Genomic DNA, 19302 nt, shown 5'->3' on the forward strand with positions numbered 1-19302 from the left:
GCAACCGTTTGATCCGGAAAACTGAAAGCTGAAGGACGCGTGGGTCAGAATCGAAAAAGCCTGCCGCGGGAGGAGGTGCGACAGGCTTTTCGAATTTAACCGAACGACAGCTGGGAGGAGGAGTGCTGTCATTCCCGCAGGCACCCTTGGGAGGAGGATAAGGCCACCTGCAACTCGAAGCTCTGCGGGAGGAGGTGCATCGCTTCGATGATTTGTTTATACAGCAAGCACGCTCAAATCATAGGCATAATTCTGCAGAACAGCTATGCGCTATGCGCGTGACGCGCAGCTTCTGTCGCGGATCTGCGACATGCTACCCTTGCCGCGCCGGCCGCCGGCCCCCTTGGAATTTCCGCGTTTTCTGCTACCACGCGCCGGAAAACATGAGGAAACGCCGATGAGCGCCGCATTTTATCGTGACTATGTTGTCGACCTGAAGGCACGTATCGACGGTCTGCATACCGACCCCGGCAGCTATCAGACCTACGATCTGACGATGGAGCTGCTTGCCCAGAAAAACCTGATCAGCTACGCGATGAGCCGTAAGCAGGGCCAGGTGGACAGCCTGTTCTACCGTCGCGACACGGCAAGCGGCCAAGGCACGCAGATGTCGCAGGAGACGGCCTACCGGGTGTTTTCCGGCTTCTTCGGACTAGGCCAGTTCCTGGCGTCGACGGGCCGGGCGAACGGGCTCGGCGAGGAAGCGTTCGCGCAGACGCTGACGGCGGGATGGGAATATCCGACCTGTGCAGTGCAATTCGCCTACCGGAAGAAGGGCCAGCCGCGCGGCGCTTCGATGAAAATGCTGTTCGTCGGGCTGAATGGTGACGCGGATGCAGCGACCTTCGAGGCCAAGCTGACGCAACCCGAGCTCCTAATCGGCACACGGCCGTTCTCGACCAAGCTACTGTGGGAATGGAAGTAACGTCGCCTTAGGCGGTCGGCTACGGTCGGATGTCGGCAAGCAGCTCCTGGGCAACGTCGCGCAGGAGACCGGCGATACTTTCCAGAAAAGTGCCCATCGCCGAACCCTTGCGCCAGCATATGCCGATCCGCCTGTTCGGCGATATGCCTTCGAAACGCAGCAGCCTTATGTCGCCCGACGCCGGATACAGCGCGGCGAGCTCCGGCAGAAGCGTGATCCCCACATTGGCGCCGACCATCTGGCGCAGCGTCTCCAGGCTGGTGGCGCGAAACGAGGTGCGCTCGCTTGCACCCGACAAGCGGCACACATCGAGCGCCTGGTCGCGCAGGCAGTGCCCCTCTTCCAGCAACATGAGGTCGTAGCGATCGAGGTCCCCGAGCACCAGGGACTGCCGCCTTGCGAGCGGATGCATGTCGGGAACGGCGAGCAGAAAGTCTTCCTCGAAGAGAAACTCGGCTTTCAGGTGGTCGTCATTGACGGGAAGAGCGAGGATCGCGGCATCGAGATTGCCGCTTTTAAGGCGCGCTAGGAGTGCATCGCTCTTTTCCTCGATCAGCAGCGTCTCCAACCGCGGGAACTGCCTGTGGATGCGCGGCACCGCATGCGGCAGGAAATAGGGAGCGAGCGTCGGGAAGATGCCGAGACGCAGGGTGCCCACCTCCGGATTGAGGCTGCGCAAGGCCGATGACCTGATCTCGGCAACCTCCTGCATGATGCGCCTTGCCCGCTTGACGGTATCCTCGCCGAACGGTGTGAACATGACCGTGCGCGGCGTGCGCTCGATCAGCGGAGCGCCAAGGGTCTCCTCCAGTTTCCGGATCTGCATGGAGAGTGTCGGCTGGCTGACCAGGCACGCTTCGGCGGCCCGGCCAAAATGCCGGTGGTCCGCCAAGGCAATCAGGTATTCCAGCTCGCGAAGCGTCATTTCAGAACCGTGTCGATCAGCCTCAAGCCGCCTTCACCGCATCCTCGTCCGGGCTAGACGTGCGGATCAGATGGTCGAAGGCTGCAAGCGACGCCTTCGCGCCCTCGCCGAGCGCAATCACGATCTGCTTGTAAGGCACTGTGGTGCAATCGCCGGCGGCAAAGACACCGGGAACCGAGGTCTGTCCGTGGTGATCGACAATGATCTCGCCACGTGGCGACAGTTCGATGGCGCCCTTCAGCCATTCGGTGTTCGGAAGCAGGCCGATCTGGACGAAGATGCCTTCCAGATCGAGCGTGTGGCGCTGACCGGCAATGCGGTTTTCGTAGACGAGCCCGGTCACCTTCTGGCCATTGCCCAGCACTTCCGTCGTCTTGGCGGAAAGCAGGATATCGACGTTGGGAAGGCTGCGCAGCTTGCGCTGCAGGACGTCATCGGCACGCAGCTTGTTGTCGAACTCGATCAGCGTCACGTGGCTGACGATGTTGGCAAGGTCGATCGCCGCCTCGACGCCGGAATTGCCACCGCCGATGACGGCAACGCGCTTGCCCTTGAACAGCGGACCGTCGCAATGCGGGCAATAGGCAACGCCCTTGTTGCGATACTGGTCTTCGCCGGGAACGCCCATCTGCCGCCAGCGGGCGCCGGTCGACAGGATCACCGTCCTCGAGCGCAGCGTCGCGCCATTGGCGAGTTCGACCGCGATCATGTCCTTGCCGGGAACGAGCTTTTCGGCGCGCTGCAGGTTCATGATATCAACGTCATATTGCTTCACATGCGCTTCCAGCGAAGCCGCAAACTGTGGTCCTTCGGTATGTTGCACCGAGATGAAGTTTTCGATCGCCATCGTATCGAGAACCTGACCGCCAAAGCGCTCGGCGGCAACGCCGGTGCGGATGCCCTTGCGCGCGGCGTAGATGGCCGCCGCAGCGCCGGCCGGACCGCCGCCGATGACGAGCACGTCGTAAGTTTCGCGGCCATTCAGCTTCTCGGCGGCACGAGCAGCGGAGTTGGTGTCGAGCTTGGAGACGATCTCCTCGACTTCCATTCGGCCCTGACCGAACAGCTGGCCGTTGAGATAGACCGTCGGCACAGACATGACCTGGCGGCTTTGAACTTCGGCCGGGAACACGCCGCCATCGATCGCCACATGCTTCACGCGCGGGTTCAGCACGGCCATCAGGTTCAGTGCCTGCACGACGTCGGGGCAATTCTGGCAGGTGAGCGAGAAATAGGTCTCGAAAAGGAAATCGCCGTCGAGATCCTTGATCTGATCGATGATTGCCTGCTCGGTGCGCGGCGGATGACCGCCGACCTGCAGCAGAGCGAGCACAAGCGAGGTAAACTCATGGCCCATCGGAATGCCGGCGAAGCGCAGGTTGATGTCGTGGCCCGGGCTGGTCAGCGCGAAGGATGGTGCACGCTCGCCGTCATCACGCGTTTCCAAGACCGAAATCTTGTCGGAAAGAGCGACCAGTTCGGCGAGAAGCTCCGACATCTCTTTCGACTTGGCGCTGTCATTGACCGAAGCGGTGATCGCGATCGGGCGAACGACCCGTTCCAGATAGCCCTTCAACTGGGATTTCAGATTGTCGTCGAGCATGGGACACTCCGCTAAAAATGGATGGCCGCGCCGTGTTTAAGGCGCTGAATATGGTATTGGGTGCCGCCTTCCAGTCTAAACCGGAAGGCGGCCTATCATTTGAACGTCAGATCTTGCCGACGAGGTGCAGCGACGGAGCGAGCGTCTTTTCGCCCTCTTCCCACTTGGCCGGGCAAACTTCACCCGGATGCGCGCGCACATACTGCGCAGCCTTGATGCGACGCAGCAGGTCGACAGCGTTGCGGCCGATACCTTCTGCGGTGACTTCCATAGCCTGGATGACGCCATCGGGATCGACAACGAAGGTGCCGCGGTCGGCAAGGCCTTCGGATTCGCGCATGACTTCGAAGTTGCGGCTGATCGTGCCAGTCGGGTCGCCGATCATCGTATACTGGATCTTGCCAATGGTCTCGGAGCTGTCGTGCCAGGCCTTGTGGGTGAAATGCGTGTCGGTCGAGACCGAATAGACCTCGACGTCAAGGCGCTGCAGTTCGGCATAGTGATCGGCGACATCGCCGAGTTCCGTCGGGCAAACGAAAGTAAAGTCAGCCGGATAGAAGAAGAATACCGCCCACTTGCCCTTGGTGTCGGCATCGGTCACTTCAATGAATTTGCCCTGCTTGAAGGCCTGCGCCTTGAAGGGCTTAATGGATGTGTTGATAAGGGACATGAAGGCTCCTGTAGAATTGCTGCGAAGCGAAAACCCGCTTTCGCGCCGCAACATAAACAGGGGTCGGCGATAAATGAAATAGATAAAGAAAAATATTTTGATAGATAATACCTATCACAAGCCTGCGACGTGACGGTTATCAAGCGGCCGTCAGAAGCCGCTTGTCCCCGCAACGTCAGCGGTTTCGATCACACCGATCGGCCGAGTCCGCCATCCACCTTGATATTCTGCCCGGTGATGTATCCGGCACCTTCCGACGCCAGAAACGCCACGGTCGCCGCGATCTCTTCGCTTGTGCCATAGCGCTTCATCGGTACCGATTCGCGGCGCTCCTCGGTTGCCGGCAGGCTGTCGATCCAGCCCGGAAGCACGTTGTTCATGCGGATATTATCCGCCGCGTAGGTGTCGGCGAAAATCTTGGTGAATGAGGCGAGACCGGCGCGGAAGACGGCCGACGTCGGGAACATCGCGGACGGCTCGAAAGCCCAGGCGGTCGAGATATTGACGATCGCGCCAGACTTCTGCGCCTGCATGACCGGCGTCACGATCCGGGTCGGGCGGATGACGTTCATCAGGTAGACGTCCATGCCCTTGTGCCAATCCTCATCGGTGATATCGAGGATTGACGCGCGCGGGCCGTGTCCGGCGCTGTTGACGAGCACATCGATGCGGCCCCAGGCTTGCATGGCGAGATCGACAAGGCGCTTGATATCGTCATTCGACTGGTTCGAGCCAGTGACGCCTACGCCGCCGAGTTCCTTGGCCAGCGCCTCACCCTTACCCGAGGACGAGAGGATGGCGAGCTTGAAGCCATCGGCCGCCAGACGCTTGGCGGCATCCGCCCCCATGCCGCTGCCGCCTGCCGTTACCAGCGCCACTTTTTCTACTGTCATGACATCCACCCTTTCGTTGCTTCTCTTGCGCATCGCGCGTGTTTTCAGCTTCAGTGCAAGATGATACCATCATGATAACATAGCTTCGAGCCAATTCGGTTGGGGTGAACCAGTAGAAAATCTATCGAATGAACGACCCGCTTTTCCGCCTTCCGCCGCTGAATGGCTTGCGCGCCTTCGAGGTCGCCGCCCGTCATCTCAACTTTCGCGCCGCAGCCGAGGAGCTGGGCGTCACGCAGGCAGCTGTCGCGCAGCAGGTCCGTGGCCTGGAGAAGGAGTTAAACCTCGCTCTGTTCGAGCGCCTCCCCCGCAAGCTTGCCTTGACCGAGGCCGGACGCGGTTATGCCGAGAGCATCCGGCGTGCCTTCGAACTGATCTCCGACGCAACCGCGACGTTGCGGCCGGAGCCGTTGCGGTTGACGATCAGCGTCACGCCGACTTTCGCATCAAAATGGCTGATTCCGAGGCTACCGGATTTCCTGGCAGCGCACCCGGATCTCGATATGCGCATTCTCGCCAGCGAACGTGTCGCGAACTTCCAATCGGATGATGTGGATATCGCGGTCCGGTTGGCGCGACCACCGTTTCCAGCCTCGCTGGAGGCCGATCTGCTGTTCGAGCAGGAGCTTGTCCCGGTATGCAGCCCCGCGCTGATGCCGCCCACCGGTCGCCTTGACCCCGCCGATCTCGCGCGTTTCGTGCTGCTCCACGACACCCACAATCAATGGCCCGAGTTCATCGCCACGATCGCGGGTGCGCGGCCGGTCGCCGCCTCGAAGGGCGTTCGCTTCAACCAGACATCCCATGCTATCGAGGCGGCGCTTGCCGGCCAGGGCATCGCGCTGGCAAGCGGGGTCTTCGTCAACGAGGATATCGCCGCCGGGCGGCTGGTGCCGGCTTTTGCGCAAACGATGCGAGCTCAGGCGGATTTTTACGTGGTCTCGCTCCGCAGGCCGAGGCAAGTCCAATCCGTCGCCAAGGTCAGGGCCTGGTTGCTCCAGCATGCCGCCCGGTCCGTACGCGCCTGATAATCACGGCGACAGCCGGCCGGATGGGCGAGCGTCCCATCATTGCACGGCAGCCACTGTAAAAACGCAGGGCTCCTGCGATGGACCCCGTCGCCATTCGCTATAGATTTAAACTCGTGCACACGTGCGCGGATACTGACGCATTGATTGATTGGAATACAGCATTGGACTTGCGGAATAAAACGCTCTGCGCCTCCGGATTTCACGCTCCGGAGCGCGGAAAGATCGATATCCTGGACGAGGTGCTGATCGATATCGGCGCGGATGGCACGATTGCCGCCATGCATCGCCCAAGCGATCCGAACTACCGGACCATTCGCGAGGCGCGCGAGGAAGGCGGCGAACTGGTCACGTTGCCTGTAGGATCTTATCTCCTTCCAGGTTTCGTCGATCTTCACGTCCATGCGCCGCAATATCCCCAGCTTGGCAGCGCGCTCGATGTGCCACTCGAGGTATGGCTGCAGAAATATACCTTCCCACTGGAAGCCCGCTACGAAGATCGTGCCTTCGCAAAGCGCAGCTACGGCCTGCTCGTCGACGACCTCCTCGCAAACGGCACGACCACGGCGCTTTATTTCGCCACCGTGCACCAGGACGCGACGCGATCGCTTGCGGACATATGTCTGGAGAAGGGCCAGCGCGCGCTGATCGGCAAAGTGGCGATGGACAACGCCGACGAGTGCCCGGATTACTACCGCGACGCCTCGCCGGACGAAGCCATTGAAGGCACGCGCGCACTGATTGATTACATCACTAATCATCCTGATAACGTTGAAAAGAGAGTACTTCCTGTCATCACGCCACGCTTCGTGCCATCCTGCACCGACGCGACGCTCGAGGGGCTGGGTGCTCTGGCGAAGGAGTGCGGCTGCCACGTGCAGACCCACTGTTCGGAGAGCGACTGGGCGCATGGCTATGTGTTGTCCCGCTACGGCGCGACCGATACCGAGGCGCTCGATCGCTTCGGCCTGCTCGGCCGCCGCACGGTTCTGGCACACGCCAACTTCCTGACGGATGGTGACATGAACAAGGTGCGGGAGCGCGAAGCTGCTGTCGCCCACTGCCCGCTCTCCAACGTTTACTTCGCCAACGCCGTCTTCCCGCTCAAGGCCGCCCTAGACAAGGGCATGCACGTCGGTCTCGGCACGGATGTCTCCGGCGGGCCGAGCGCCTCGATGCTTGAGAATTGTCGCGGCGCGATCCTGATGTCGCGCGCTCTTGAGAGCGGTGTCGATCCCAAGCGCGATGCCGAGGCGCGTGCCAGCTACGGGCCGGCGCAGATCGATTTCCGCGATGCCTTCTATATCGCGACGGCAGGCGGTGGCGTGGCGCTCGATCTGCCGATCGGCCAGTTCAAGCCCGGCTATCTGTTCGATGCGATCGTTGTCGACACCAAGGCGCCGAAGGGATCGGTGCGCTTGTTCGACGAATTCGATAGCGGCGAACAGATTCTCCAGAAGATCATCAACACCGCCTCGAAACCCAATATCGCAACCGCCTGGGTCGGCGGCACGAACCTGCGCTTGCCGTAAGAAAGGCGTCAGCCGCGCAACATCTCGATGATCGCTGAGAAATCGCGACCGCCATTGCCCTGCTTTTCGAAGAGAGCGAACAATTGCGCGGCTTCGGCGCCGAGCGGCGTCGAGGCGCCTGTCGCGAGCGCCGCCTCCTGCGACAGGCGGAGGTCCTTCAGCATCAAGGCGGCTGCAAAGCCCGGCTTGTAATCGTTGTTGGCGGGCGACGTCGGCACCGGGCCGGGAACCGGGCAGTATGTGTTGATCGACCAGCATTGGCCCGATGACGTCGAGGCGACATCGAACAAGGCCTGGTGCGAGAGGCCAAGCTTTTCGCCCAATGCAAAAGCCTCGCAGACGCCAATCATCGATATGCCCAGTATCATGTTGTTGCAGATTTTCGCCGCCTGCCCCGCGCCTGCCTCTCCGCAATGGACGATCTTCTTGCCCATCGCTTCGAGTATGGGTTTGGCCCTTGCGAAGCTCTCCGGCGTTCCTCCCGCCATGAAGGTCAGCGTTCCGGCCGCAGCACCGCTGGTTCCGCCGGAGACCGGGGCATCGAGCGATGGGCAATCGGCCGCTTTTGCCATATCATGCGCCTTGCGCGCGCTGGCGACGTCGATCGTTGAGCAGTCGATGACAAGCGTTCCTGAGCGAATGCCGCGAATAATATCCGTCCACGCAGTCAGGACGTGCCTGCCCTGCGGAAGCATGGTCACCACAACATCGGCACCGCTCACGGCCTCGGAAATATCGCTGGTCGGCTGCACGCCGGTTGCCACTGCAGCCTCAAGCAACGCTGGCACCAAGTCGAAGCCCGCGACCGTGTGCCCCGCCTTGACCAGATTTGTCGCCATCGGCCCACCCATATTGCCGAGGCCGATAAACGCGATCTTTGTCATGTCCTGCTCCCATCATTTAGACGATCCCATTTGAGGGCCCATGGGAGGATAGCTATGTCAACATCGCGCCCAGTCGAGAGCGACATGGACGGGCGCGCGTGTTGACGCTCCCTCGCCCCGGCAGTATCCCAATAGGGTCCGCGACATGCCGATGGATCGAGGAGGATGAACCATGCATTACACCCGCGAGAGTTTCGACTGGTCCGATCCGTTCCGGCTTGTCGAGCAGTTGACGGACGAGGAGCGCATGGTGCTCGACACCGCGCACTCCTACGCGCAGGAAAAGCTTGCGCCGCGTGTGCTCGAAGCCTTCCGCCACGAGAAAACCGATCCGAGCATCTTTCGCGCAATGGGCGAACTCGGCCTCCTCGGCCCGACGATATCGCCCGAATATGGCGGCGCGGGTCTCGGATATGTCGCTTACGGGCTGATCGCCCGCGAGGTCGAGCGGGTCGACAGCGGCTACCGCTCGATGATGAGCGTCCAGTCCTCGCTGGTCATGGTGCCGATCGATGCCTTTGGATCCGAAGCGCAGAAGCAGAAATATCTGCCGAAACTCGCCACCGGCGAATGGATCGGCTGCTTCGGCCTTACCGAACCCAACCATGGCTCCGACCCCGGATCGATGGCGACGCGTGCGAAAAAGGTCGACGGCGGCTACAGTCTTTCCGGTGCCAAGACGTGGATATCGAACGCGCCGATCGCCGACGTCTTCGTGGTTTGGGCGAAGACCGAAGACGGCGTGATCCGTGGCTTCATCCTCGAAAAGGGATGGAAGGGCCTGACGGCGCCTGCCATTCACGGCAAAATCGGCCTGCGCGCCTCCATAACGGGCGAAGTTGTGATGGATGGCGTCTTCGTGCCGGAAGAGAACCTGTTGCCAAACGTCTCTGGCCTGAAGGGTCCATTCACCTGCCTCAACTCGGCCCGTTTCGGGATTGCCTGGGGCGCGCTCGGCGCCGCCGAAGATTGCTATGCGCGGGCGCGGCAATACACACTCGACCGCAAGCAGTTCGACCGGCCGCTCGCCGCCAATCAGTTGATCCAGAGGAAGCTCGCCGACATGGCGACCGAGATCACGCTCGGGCTGCAGGGCTGCCTGCGCCTCGGCCGGATGAAGGAAGACGGCCACCCGCCCGTCGAGCTTACCTCGATTCTCAAACGCAATTCCTGCGGCAAGGCGCTCGATATCGCCCGAATGGCGCGCGACATGCTTGGAGGCAACGGCATATCCGATGAATTCGGCGTCGCCCGCCATCTCGTCAACCTGGAGGTGGTAAACACCTATGAGGGCACGCACGACATTCACGCGCTGATCCTCGGCCGCGCCATAACGGGAATAGCGGCGTTCTCGAACTGATCGAGAATTCTTCTCCGCCAAATTGCAACGGACCCGACAATGTGCAAGCTTTCGCTTGTCGCGGGGAGAGCCTGCGCTGCGATGGGGGATTGCGCATGCTTCTATTTCTCGCATTTCTGATCGGCATCATCGCCGGGCTGCGCGCGCTGACTGCGCCCGCAGCCGTCGCCTGGGGCGCAGCACTCGGCTGGTTCGATGTGTCTCAGACACCGCTCGCCTTCATGGGCTATCGCTGGACCCCGTGGATTTTCACGCTGCTGGCGCTGGTCGAACTGGTGACGGATCAATTGCCATCCACGCCCTCAAGAAAAGTACCGATGCAGTTCGGCGCGCGGCTGATCATGGGCGCGCTGTCAGGTGCGACCATCGGCGCCGCAGGCGGATCGTTGATACCAGGGCTCATCGCCGGCATTCTCGGCGCGGTCTCGGGCACGCTTGGTGGTGCCGCGGCGCGCGGCAAGCTGGCGAGCACTTTTCGAAGAGATCCGCCCGCGGCAATTCTTGAGGACGCGGTCGCCATTGTCGGCGCGATCCTAATTGTGGCGTCGGTCTGATGCGCAGCTTCGACGCCATCGTTGTCGGCGCCGGCCAATCCGGCCCCTTCCTCGCTGCCCGGATGGCGGAGAAGGGCATGAAGGTCGCGCTGATCGAGCGCAAGTATCTTGGCGGCACATGCGTCAACGCCGGCTGCATGCCGACCAAGACCCTCGTCGCCAGCGCCCGCGCCGCCTATATGGCCCGCAATGCCGGCGGCTACGGCGTGACAATCCCGGGCGATATCGGCATCGACATGGCGATCGTGCGCAAGCGAGCCGAGACAGTGACCCTGGAGGCCCGCAACGGCCTGATCAGCTGGTTCGCGGGCATGGACGGCGTCACCGTCATCTACGGTCATGCGCGCTTCGAAAGCGAACGGACGATCAGTGTCAACGGCGAACTGCTGACCGCGCAGCGCATCTATCTCAATGTCGGCGCACGACCGGCCATTCCTGATATGCCGGGTATCGACGACATCGACTATTTGACCAGCACGTCGATCATCGCGCTGGACACGCTGCCCCGGCATCTGGTGGTCATTGGCGGAAGCTATATCGGCCTTGAGTTCGCGCAGATGTATCGCCGCTTCGGCGCCGAGGTTACGGTCGTCGAGCGTGGCCCCAAGCTCGCCTCGCGAGAGGATGACGATATCTCGGACGCGATTGCCGACATTCTGCGCGACGAGGGAATTATGGTCCACACGGACGCGGACCGGGTCGCGTTCAAGAACAAGCCCGACGGCATCGAAGTCTCGGTCGCCGACGGCATCGCCGAGATCATGGCGAGCCATGTGCTGATCGCAACCGGCCGTGTGCCGAATACCGACGATCTCGGCCTCGATCGTGCCGGCGTCGCCGCCGACAAGCGTGGCTACATCACCGTTGACGACAAGCTCGCAACCAGTGTCGACGGCATCTGGGCGCTTGGCGACTGCAATGGCCACGGCGCCTTCACGCATACGTCCTACAACGACTTCGAGATTGCAGCGGCCAACCTGCTCGACGGCGAGGATCGCAAGCTCAGCGACCGCATCCTCGCCTATGCGCTTTATATCGACCCGCCGCTCGGTCGCGTCGGCATATCGGAAAAGCAGGCGCGCGCGTCGGGTCGCGAGATCATGATCTCGACCCGGCCGATGACCAAAGTCGGCCGTGCCAAGGAGCGGGGCGAGACGAAAGGCTTGATGAAGGTGATCGCCGACGCGCAAACCAAGCAGATCCTCGGCGCCGCCATTCTCGGCATAGAGGGCGACGAGGCGATCCATGGTTTCATCGACGCGATGAATGCCGGAACGACCTATCCAGAGCTGAAGTGGGCCGTACCGATTCATCCGACTGTGTCCGAATTGATCCCGACATTGCTTGGCGACCTCAAGAACGTGTAGCCTTCACGGCAGCAGGCCAAAAACGGCGGGGGATCAATCGTGTCCATAGAACATCTGATCGAACACTATGGGATTGTCGCGATCTTCCTCGGCACCGCATTCGAGGGTGAGACCGCGGCCTTCCTCGGCGGCATCATCTCCCATCGCGGGCTGCTCACCTATTGGTCGGCCTCGCTGATGGCGTCGGCGGGTTCATTCGCCGGAGACCAGATGTGGTTCTTCGCCGGCCGGTATGCGGCCCGCTGGCACGTTGTCCGCCGGCTGATGGAGACGCCGACGCTGGCCCAGGTGACGTCGCTTCTTGAGCGCTATCCGACAGGCTTCATCCTTGCATTCCGCTTTCTCGTCGGCTTGAGGACGATCAGTCCGATCGTGATCGGCACGACGCGAATCTCGACCGGAAAGTTCGTGATGTTGAATGCGATCGCGGCGCTTGTATGGGGACAGCTGTTTACGGCACTCGGCTATCTCTTCGGACACGGGATCGAGCAGATCCTCGGTCGTCTGCCGCTGCATCATCACCTCTTCATCGGGGTTGGGGCCGCGGCCATCGTGGCTGGCGCGGCCCTTGTCTTCAAAAAGGCTTTTAGGAAAGTGTCGGCTAGCACGAGCTAGCCGACAGGCACCTAGTCCATCACGATCTGCAGCTTCACATCGCTCGGGCGCGCTTCGACCGCGCGGTCGAAAGCTTTGATGGCATCTTGGAAGCCGAAGGTCTCGGAAATCAGAGGCTTCAGATCAACGCGACCGGAGCCGAGCAGCGCAATCGACCGCTCATACTGATGCGCGTAGCGGAACACCGTTTCTATGCGGATTTCCTTGGTCGACGCAGTCGAGACGTCGAAGCCGATTGGGTTGACCGGCAGACCGACGGCAACGATGACGCCGCCGGGACGCGCCAGATCCATGATCGTTTCCCAGGCCTTCGGCGAACCGGAGCATTCGAAGATCACATCGGCGCCCCATCCGTCCGTCAGCCGCGAGACTTCCTCGACGAGGTTGGTCTCGCGGATATTGACCGGGATCACGCCCTGATACTGGGCGGCGATATCGAGCTTCGGCTGGGCGAGATCGGCCACGATCGCACGAGCGCAGCCACCGGCGAGTGCTGCGATGGCAACCATCGTGCCGATCGGGCCGGCACCGAGCACGACGGCGGTGTCGCCCGGCGCGATCTTCGCCTTGGTAGCCGCCTGCATGCCGACGGCGAAAGGCTCGACCATGGCGCCTTCAGCGAAGCTCACATTGTCAGGCAGCTTGAACGTGTAGTTGGCGGGATGAACGACTTCGGGCGTGAGCACGCCGTGAACGGGCGGAGTTGCCCAGAAGGAGACGGCCGGATCGACATTGTACATGCCGAGCCGGCTTGCCTTCGAGTTCGGATCGGGAATGCCCGGTTCCATGCAGACGCGATCGCCGACCTTCAGATGTGTGACGCCGGCGCCAACCTCGACGACGGTACCAGCCGCCTCGTGCCCGAGCACCATCGGCTCGTTGACGACGAAGGGGCCGATCTTGCCGTGCGTGTAATAGTGAACGTCGGAGCCGCAGACGCCGACCGTGTGTATCTTGATCTTGACCTCGCCCGGCCCGGTTTCCATAGGCAGATCGATTTCGCGGATAGCGAGCTCATGCTGGCGCTCCAGCACCAGTGCGCGGACTTTGGTCATTGCATCTTCCTTCCCTTGCCTCCCCGCGCGAGTCGAGCGCGGCGTCGGCGGACTATAATCGCCGAACACGGCGGATTTCAATTCCATCGCCGAGGCTTTTGCTCATGGCGCGATGGAATGCCCGCGTCTGCTCGCAGGTTGTTTTAAAAACGTGGCCATTCCTGAAGTGCGAGGTTCAAATCGCAGCCACGTGTCGCGCAGGTTCGACAGCACAATCATTTCAAAACTGGACACGAAATGGCACGCCATTCCGGAACCGCCGCATGGAACAGAAACAATCTTCGTTTCATTATACGACCAACTTGGTAGAGTTTGGATTACAAACGAAGGAGGTTCCCCATGCACGCACAACGGATTACCCGGCTTCTCGCGGCCGCGGTTTTGGCAGGCAGTTTCGCCATCGGCGCTGTCGCACCAGCTTTTGCCGATCAGACGCTTCTCAACGTATCCTACGATCCGACACGGGAACTCTATAAGGATTTTAACGCCGCCTTCGCACAGAAGTGGCAGAAGGACACCGGCGAGGCCGTGGCGATCCAGGCGTCGCATGGTGGCTCCGGCGCTCAGGCGCGATCGGTCATCGATGGGCTCGACGCCGACGTCGTGACGCTCGCTCTCGAAGGTGACATCGACGCGATCGCCCAGAAGACCGGCAAAATCCCCGCCGACTGGAAGAGCAAGCTCCCCAACAACTCGACACCTTACACCTCCACCATCGTATTCCTGGTGCGCAAGGGCAATCCGAAGGGCATCAAGGACTGGGCCGATCTCGTAAAGGATGATGTCCAGGTGATCACGCCAAACCCGAAAACATCGGGCGGCGCGCGCTGGAACTTCCTGGCTGCCTGGGCTTGGGCCAAGCAGGCAAACGGAGGCGATGAAGCGAAGGCCCAGGCCTATGTGACGAGCCTGCTTCAGCACGTTCCCGTTCTCGACACCGGCGCGCGCGGCGCGACGACCACTTTCGTCCAGCGCGGGCTGGGTGACGTGCTTCTTGCCTGGGAAAACGAAGCCTATCTCTCGCTCGAAGAACTCGGCCCCGATCAGTTTGAGATCGTGACCCCGAGCTTCTCGATCCGTGCAGACCCGCCAGTCGCCGTAGTCGATGGCAATGTCGACAAGAAGGGCACGCGCAAGGTCGCCGAGGCCTATCTGAACTACCTCTATTCCGACGAGGGCCAGAAGATCGCGGCCAAGCACTATTACCGCCCGATCAAGCCTGAAGCAGCCGACCCTGCCGATATCGCCCGCTTCCCGAAGCTGACGCTTGCAACGATCGACGATTTCGGCGGCTGGAAGGAAGCGCAGCCGAAATTCTTCGGCGATGGCGGCGTGTTTGACCAAATCTACAAGCCGGCACAATAATACATCGCATGAAAGCACATAGCCCCACGCGGTGGCGGTTCAGGAGGCCGAGTGTCATTCCAGGATTTGGAATGGCACTCGGCTTTACCTTGATCTGGCTCACCCTTCTTATCCTCATCCCCCTCTCGGGCCTGGCATGGCGCTCGAGCGAACTCGGCTGGGAGAAATTCTGGTCGATCGCCATTGATGCCCGCACCGTGAACGCGCTGCGGATCAGCTTCGGCACCGCCTTTGCGGCTGCCTGCGTCAACGTCGTCTTCGGCATCGTGCTCGCCTGGGTACTGGTGCGTTACCGCTTTCCCGGCAAGCGCATCATCGACGCCATGGTCGACCTGCCCTTCGCGCTGCCGACCGCCGTCGCCGGCATCGCGCTTGCGACGCTCTATGCGCCCAACGGCTGGCTTGGCCAGTACCTGACGCCGCTCGGCATCAAGATCGCCTTCACCCCTGTCGGCATCGTCGTGGCACTCGTCTTCGTCGGCCTGCCCTTTGTGGTGCGCACGGTGCAGCCTGTGATGGAGGAGATCGACAAGGAGGTCGAGGAGGCCGCCGCCACGCTCGGCGCCAACCGTCTACAAACGATCACCCGGGTTCTCTTGCCTGGCCTCGCGCCGGCGGTTCTCACGGGTTTCGCGTTGGCCTTTGCACGGGGTGTCGGTGAGTACGGATCGGTCATCTTCATCGCCGGCAACCTGCCGTTTAAATCGGAGATCGCACCGCTGCTGATTGTCATCAAGCTGGAAGAATACAACTACGCGGCCGCCACCGGTATAGCCGCCGTCATGCTGGTGCTATCCTTCGCCATGCTTCTCGTGATCAACCTTATCCAGAGCTGGAGCAGACGGAGATATGGCAATGGCGCATGAGATCCAAGCTTCCCCCGCCGTGAAAGTGCGCTCCGTTGTCACCGAGCATCGATGGGCGCGGTGGACGCTGATCGTCGCCTCCCTGGTGTTCCTGACACTGATCCTGATCCTGCCCCTCACAGCCGTGTTCGTCGAAGCATTCCGAAAAGGGCCGACCGCCTTCTTCACGGCCCTGCAGGACGCGGAAACCTTTTCCGCCATCCGACTGACCCTGATCGTCGCTGGTATCAGCGTGCCGTTGAACGTCGTCTTCGGCGTTGCCGCTGCTTGGGCAATCGCCAAGTTCGAGTTCAAGGGCAAGGCCTTCCTGACAACGCTGATCGACCTACCCTTCTCGGTCTCGCCGGTCATATCGGGTTTGGTCTTCGTACTGCTGCTCGGCGCCAACACCTATCTTGGCCAATGGCTGAGCGCGCACAGCATCAAGATCCTCTTCGCGGTTCCAGGGCTGATCCTGGCGACCATGTTCGTCACCTTCCCCTTCGTCGCCCGCGAGCTCATCCCGCTCATGCAGGAACAAGGGACCGGTGATGAAGAGGCGGCGATCTCGCTTGGGGCCAGCGGCTGGCAGACCTTCTGGCACGTGACCTTGCCGAACATCAAATGGGGGCTGCTCTACGGCGTTCTGCTTTGCAACGCCCGCGCTATGGGCGAGTTCGGCGCCGTATCGGTCGTCTCCGGCCATATTCGCGGCCAGACCAACACCATGCCGCTACAGGTGGAAATCCTCTACAACGAGTATAATTTCACCGGGGCATTTGCCGTTGCCACCCTGCTTGCGCTGCTCGCACTCGTCACCCTTGTTTTGAAGACCTTGCTGGAAATGCGTTACAGCGATGAAATCGCCGCGAGCCGGCGGCACTGAGGAATTAGAATGGAAGTTCGTGTTCAAAATCTACGCAAGGAATTCGATCGATTTCCCGCTCTGCATGACGTGTCGCTCGATATTCGCTCCGGCGAGCTGATCGCGCTGCTTGGTCCGTCGGGCTCTGGCAAAACGACCTTGCTCAGGCTCATCGCCGGGCTCGAAAGCCCGACAGATGGCCTGATCTATTTCGGCGACGAGGATGCATCGCGCAAGAGTGTTCAGGAGCGCAATATCGGCTTCGTGTTCCAGCATTACGCGCTGTTTCGTCACATGACGGTGCTCGACAATGTCGCCTTCGGCCTGAAGGTGCGCCATGCCTCGCGCCGCCCTCCAAGAGACGAGATCCGCAGGCGGGCGCTGGAACTGCTCGACCTCGTCCAGCTTCCCGGCCTGGAAAAGCGCTACCCCGCACAGCTTTCAGGTGGCCAGCGGCAGCGCGTGGCGCTCGCGCGCGCCATGGCGGTGGAACCCAACGTCCTGCTGCTCGACGAGCCGTTCGGCGCGCTGGATGCCCAGGTTCGCAAGGATCTTCGCAAATGGCTCCGCGAAATACACGACAGGACCGGACACACGACCGTCTTCGTCACTCACGACCAGGACGAGGCCATGGAGCTCGCAGACCGTGTGGTCGTGATGAGCCAGGGCGCGATCGAGCAGGTCGGCACACCAGACGACGTCTACGATCACCCCAATTCCCCCTTCGTCTTCGGCTTCGTCGGCCAGTCGAACTGTCTTGACGTCACAATATTAAACGGCGACATCTGGTTCGACGGCCGAGCCCTCGGCATCCGCGCAGACGGCGAGGCCGATGGCGAGGCGAGCCTCTACTTTCGGCCGCACGACATCGAAATTCGCAATGGCGACGGTTCCATTTCAGGCGTCGTGACGACCAGCCGCCGGGTTGCCGGCACCCGCCATGTCGAGGTCGATATAGGCCAAGGACATCCGCCGATCGAGCTTGAACTGCCACCGGCAGCTGCGGGCAGCCTTGCCCAGGGCGGAATTGCGTTTCGGCCCTCGCGCTGGAAACTGTTCAGATCTGCCAAGCGCTGATTGGTAAAACTGTCCGAGACGGGGAGGACGGCAAATTGCCGTTCTTTTCGTTTCCGCCTCCGTGCGGCCGACGCCTTCAGGCAGGGCGAGCCCTGAAAATCTGACATGCGCTTCCGTTATCCCCATTGTCGTCAAGCTCAGCTTTAGAATTACGCCGTAGAATGATTGGGCTGTCGCTGCAGGCGATGGTGTGACCGCTGATTGCATTGAAAGACATTGGCCATGACAAGCATAGCTTCTGACCTCGACATTTTCGATCTGGCACCTATTGCCATGTGGATCGAGGATTTCAGCGCAGTAGCAGCTCAGTTTTCAGATTGGAGACGGGCTGGCATCACCGATATCAGAAGCTTCCTGAACGAGGATGTGAACCGCGTGGCGGCCTGCTCGCAACGGATCCGGATCTTGCGCGTCAACCAGAAGACGCTCGACCTTTTCGAAGCCGACAGCCGGGAGCACCTGACAGAAAACCTCTCTTCCATCTTCCGTGACGAGATGCTGCAAAGCCATGTCAACGAGCTTTCCTCCCTTTGGGACGGCAACCTCGAATTTGACGGCAGCGCCGTCAACTACACACTTTCGGGTCGCCGCCTCGACATACAGCTGCGAGGCTCCGTCCTGCCCGGCCATGAAAAGACGCTCGGGCGGGTGCTGATCACCACCGAGGATGTCAGCGCGCGAGAGCAAGCACGTCGTGCCGAACAGGAAAACCGTCTCTATGCCGAGGGTATTTTCGAACATTCGCCCGTGTCGCTATGGATCGAGGATTTCAGTCGCGTTAAAGCGTTGGTTGAAGACGTGCGCAGTCGCGGCATCGTTGATTTTCGTGTATTTACAGACGTCCATCCGGAATTCGTAACGCAATGCATGAGCGAGATCAGCGTGATCGACGTCAACAAGGCGACACTCGATCTCTTCAGCGCGCCGGATCGCACCACCCTCCTCCATGGCATCGCAAACATTTTCCGTGACGAGATGGAAAAAACATTTCGCGAGCAATTGATAGAACTATGGAATGGCAATCTCTTTCACCAACGCGAGGTCATAAACTACGCGCTGGACGGTTCGGAGAGGCACGTGCTCTTGCAGTTTTCCGTTTTCCCAGGCTACGAAAGCGACTGGTCACGCGTGCAGGTCGCCTTGACCGATATCACCGCCCGCAAGAAGGCCGAGGCCTATCTTGAATATCTCGGCAAGCATGACGTCCTCACCAAGCTGCACAACCGTGCCTTTTACATGGATGAGCTCAACCGCCTACAACGTAAGCCGCTGCGGCCGGTATCAGCCTTGATCATTGATCTTGACGGATTGAAGGTCGCCAACGACCAACGCGGCCACGATGCAGGCGACGCGCTGCTGCGCCGTGTCGGCGAAGTGCTGAACGGCGCTGTATCCATGCCAAACCACGCAGCCCGCATCGGCGGCGACGAGTTCGCGGTTCTTATGCCCGGAGCCGACCGACAGGCAGCATTGGCCATGCTGGAGACTATTCAGGAGCTCCTCAAAATCAACAACCAGTTCTATTCCAATGCTCCACTCGACATTTCGGTGGGCCATGCCACCAGTGAAGAAGGCGAGACGATGGAAGCGATGGTCCGGCGCGCCGATCTGGCGATGTACGAACAAAAGCGGGCGCGTCGCGCAAACACCAGTTCGGCTCGCGCAAGGGCGAGCGCCTAGGGTAAGGTCATTGCCATGGTGACAAGGTCTCGTTTGTTACAGGTGCTGGGCGGGTGAAG

18 protein-coding genes are annotated in these 19302 nt (G+C 61.0%); 12 read left to right on the forward strand and 6 right to left on the reverse strand.

Features of this window, described 5'->3' with window-relative positions; translation table 11 throughout:
* Positions 1 to 397: 397 nt before the first annotated feature.
* A complete protein-coding gene (locus QTL96_RS13770; RefSeq protein ID WP_289728065.1) occupies positions 398 to 925 on the forward strand; it encodes a hypothetical protein in 528 nt (175 codons plus the stop codon).
* Between the two features lie 19 nt (positions 926 to 944).
* Here QTL96_RS13770 and QTL96_RS13775 read toward each other — a convergent pair whose 3' ends face one another.
* The 4 genes from QTL96_RS13775 to QTL96_RS13790 all read right to left on the reverse strand — a co-directional run bounded on the left by QTL96_RS13775 (position 945) and on the right by QTL96_RS13790 (position 5016).
* On the reverse strand, positions 945 to 1850 hold the full coding sequence (locus tag QTL96_RS13775) for a LysR substrate-binding domain-containing protein (protein ID WP_289728066.1): 906 nt from the start codon (positions 1848 to 1850) through the stop codon (positions 945 to 947).
* A gap of 22 nt (positions 1851 to 1872) precedes the next feature.
* Positions 1873 to 3453: an alkyl hydroperoxide reductase subunit F gene (gene ahpF / locus QTL96_RS13780; protein ID WP_289728067.1), complete on the reverse strand. Its 1581-nt coding sequence runs from the start codon at positions 3451 to 3453 to the stop codon at positions 1873 to 1875.
* A 106-nt stretch (positions 3454 to 3559) separates the two neighbouring features.
* Positions 3560 to 4123, reverse strand: coding sequence for an alkyl hydroperoxide reductase subunit C (gene ahpC, locus QTL96_RS13785; protein ID WP_018901244.1), 564 nt, complete (start codon positions 4121 to 4123; stop codon positions 3560 to 3562).
* 188 nt (positions 4124 to 4311) lie between these two features.
* Positions 4312 to 5016, reverse strand: a complete 705-nt coding sequence (locus QTL96_RS13790) for an SDR family oxidoreductase (protein ID WP_289728068.1) — start codon at positions 5014 to 5016, stop codon at positions 4312 to 4314.
* A gap of 128 nt (positions 5017 to 5144) precedes the next feature.
* Here QTL96_RS13790 and gcvA point away from each other — a divergent pair, with 128 nt between their 5' ends.
* Positions 5145 to 6044, forward strand: a complete 900-nt coding sequence (gene gcvA / locus QTL96_RS13795) for a transcriptional regulator GcvA (protein WP_289728069.1) — start codon at positions 5145 to 5147, stop codon at positions 6042 to 6044.
* Positions 6045 to 6208: 164 nt separating this feature from the next.
* Positions 6209 to 7576, forward strand: a complete 1368-nt coding sequence (guaD, locus tag QTL96_RS13800) for a guanine deaminase (RefSeq protein WP_289728070.1) — start codon at positions 6209 to 6211, stop codon at positions 7574 to 7576.
* An 8-nt stretch (positions 7577 to 7584) separates the two neighbouring features.
* Here the strand turns inward: guaD and mmsB are convergent, their stop codons facing one another.
* A complete protein-coding gene (mmsB, locus tag QTL96_RS13805) occupies positions 7585 to 8460 on the reverse strand; it encodes a 3-hydroxyisobutyrate dehydrogenase (protein ID WP_289728071.1) in 876 nt (291 codons plus the stop codon).
* A gap of 172 nt (positions 8461 to 8632) precedes the next feature.
* Between mmsB and QTL96_RS13810 the strand changes: the two genes are divergently transcribed.
* From QTL96_RS13810 to QTL96_RS13825, 4 genes are all read left to right on the forward strand, one after another.
* Positions 8633 to 9820, forward strand: coding sequence for an acyl-CoA dehydrogenase (locus QTL96_RS13810; RefSeq protein ID WP_289728072.1), 1188 nt, complete (start codon positions 8633 to 8635; stop codon positions 9818 to 9820).
* 95 nt (positions 9821 to 9915) lie between these two features.
* Positions 9916 to 10374, forward strand: a complete 459-nt coding sequence (locus QTL96_RS13815) for a DUF4126 domain-containing protein (RefSeq protein ID WP_113198941.1) — start codon at positions 9916 to 9918, stop codon at positions 10372 to 10374.
* The gene (locus QTL96_RS13820; RefSeq protein WP_289728073.1) at positions 10374 to 11741 is read left to right on the forward strand and encodes an FAD-containing oxidoreductase; all 1368 of its coding nucleotides are present in this window, start codon (positions 10374 to 10376) and stop codon (positions 11739 to 11741) included. The genes QTL96_RS13815 and QTL96_RS13820 overlap by 1 nt, the downstream gene beginning before the upstream one ends.
* Before the next feature lie 39 nt (positions 11742 to 11780).
* On the forward strand, positions 11781 to 12356 hold the full coding sequence (locus tag QTL96_RS13825) for a DedA family protein (RefSeq protein WP_113198943.1): 576 nt from the start codon (positions 11781 to 11783) through the stop codon (positions 12354 to 12356).
* 11 nt (positions 12357 to 12367) lie between these two features.
* Here the strand turns inward: QTL96_RS13825 and QTL96_RS13830 are convergent, their stop codons facing one another.
* A complete protein-coding gene (locus tag QTL96_RS13830) occupies positions 12368 to 13411 on the reverse strand; it encodes an NAD(P)-dependent alcohol dehydrogenase (protein ID WP_113198944.1) in 1044 nt (347 codons plus the stop codon).
* A gap of 339 nt (positions 13412 to 13750) precedes the next feature.
* Here QTL96_RS13830 and QTL96_RS13835 point away from each other — a divergent pair, with 339 nt between their 5' ends.
* The 5 genes from QTL96_RS13835 to QTL96_RS13855 all read left to right on the forward strand — a co-directional run bounded on the left by QTL96_RS13835 (position 13751) and on the right by QTL96_RS13855 (position 19243).
* The gene (locus tag QTL96_RS13835) at positions 13751 to 14776 is read left to right on the forward strand and encodes a sulfate ABC transporter substrate-binding protein (RefSeq protein WP_112944045.1); all 1026 of its coding nucleotides are present in this window, start codon (positions 13751 to 13753) and stop codon (positions 14774 to 14776) included.
* Positions 14777 to 14784: 8 nt separating this feature from the next.
* Positions 14785 to 15642 (forward strand): sulfate ABC transporter permease subunit CysT, encoded by an 858-nt coding sequence (gene cysT, locus QTL96_RS13840; protein ID WP_289728074.1) that lies wholly within the window; start codon positions 14785 to 14787, stop codon positions 15640 to 15642.
* Positions 15632 to 16507, forward strand: coding sequence for a sulfate ABC transporter permease subunit CysW (gene cysW / locus QTL96_RS13845; protein ID WP_289728075.1), 876 nt, complete (start codon positions 15632 to 15634; stop codon positions 16505 to 16507). Before cysT ends, cysW begins: the two co-directional genes overlap by 11 nt.
* A gap of 9 nt (positions 16508 to 16516) precedes the next feature.
* Complete coding sequence (locus QTL96_RS13850; RefSeq protein WP_289728076.1) at positions 16517 to 17563, forward strand: sulfate/molybdate ABC transporter ATP-binding protein; 1047 nt, start codon at positions 16517 to 16519, stop codon at positions 17561 to 17563.
* A 222-nt stretch (positions 17564 to 17785) separates the two neighbouring features.
* Positions 17786 to 19243, forward strand: a complete 1458-nt coding sequence (locus tag QTL96_RS13855) for a sensor domain-containing diguanylate cyclase (protein WP_289728077.1) — start codon at positions 17786 to 17788, stop codon at positions 19241 to 19243.
* Positions 19244 to 19302: the final 59 nt, after the last annotated feature.

It is taken from the genome of Rhizobium sp. S163 (assembly GCF_030380805.1).
Taxonomy (GTDB): domain Bacteria; phylum Pseudomonadota; class Alphaproteobacteria; order Rhizobiales; family Rhizobiaceae; genus Rhizobium.

Bases quoted from the DNA above. Each gene is read 5' to 3' on its own strand.
- QTL96_RS13770 (WP_289728065.1), top strand. From the start codon at position 398: ATGAGCGCCGCATTTTATCGTGACTATGTTGTCGACCTGAAGGCACGT.
- QTL96_RS13775 (WP_289728066.1), bottom strand. From the start codon at position 1,850: ATGACGCTTCGCGAGCTGGAATACCTGATTGCCTTGGCGGACCACCGG.
- ahpF (WP_289728067.1), bottom strand. From the start codon at position 3,453: ATGCTCGACGACAATCTGAAATCCCAGTTGAAGGGCTATCTGGAACGG.
- ahpC (WP_018901244.1), bottom strand. From the start codon at position 4,123: ATGTCCCTTATCAACACATCCATTAAGCCCTTCAAGGCGCAGGCCTTC.
- QTL96_RS13790 (WP_289728068.1), bottom strand. From the start codon at position 5,016: ATGACAGTAGAAAAAGTGGCGCTGGTAACGGCAGGCGGCAGCGGCATG.
- gcvA (WP_289728069.1), top strand. From the start codon at position 5,145: ATGAACGACCCGCTTTTCCGCCTTCCGCCGCTGAATGGCTTGCGCGCC.
- mmsB (WP_289728071.1), bottom strand. From the start codon at position 8,460: ATGACAAAGATCGCGTTTATCGGCCTCGGCAATATGGGTGGGCCGATG.
- QTL96_RS13810 (WP_289728072.1), top strand. From the start codon at position 8,633: ATGCATTACACCCGCGAGAGTTTCGACTGGTCCGATCCGTTCCGGCTT.
- QTL96_RS13815 (WP_113198941.1), top strand. From the start codon at position 9,916: ATGCTTCTATTTCTCGCATTTCTGATCGGCATCATCGCCGGGCTGCGC.
- QTL96_RS13820 (WP_289728073.1), top strand. From the start codon at position 10,374: ATGCGCAGCTTCGACGCCATCGTTGTCGGCGCCGGCCAATCCGGCCCC.
- QTL96_RS13830 (WP_113198944.1), bottom strand. From the start codon at position 13,411: ATGACCAAAGTCCGCGCACTGGTGCTGGAGCGCCAGCATGAGCTCGCT.
- QTL96_RS13835 (WP_112944045.1), top strand. From the start codon at position 13,751: ATGCACGCACAACGGATTACCCGGCTTCTCGCGGCCGCGGTTTTGGCA.
- cysT (WP_289728074.1), top strand. From the start codon at position 14,785: ATGAAAGCACATAGCCCCACGCGGTGGCGGTTCAGGAGGCCGAGTGTC.
- cysW (WP_289728075.1), top strand. From the start codon at position 15,632: ATGGCGCATGAGATCCAAGCTTCCCCCGCCGTGAAAGTGCGCTCCGTT.
- QTL96_RS13850 (WP_289728076.1), top strand. From the start codon at position 16,517: ATGGAAGTTCGTGTTCAAAATCTACGCAAGGAATTCGATCGATTTCCC.
- QTL96_RS13855 (WP_289728077.1), top strand. From the start codon at position 17,786: ATGACAAGCATAGCTTCTGACCTCGACATTTTCGATCTGGCACCTATT.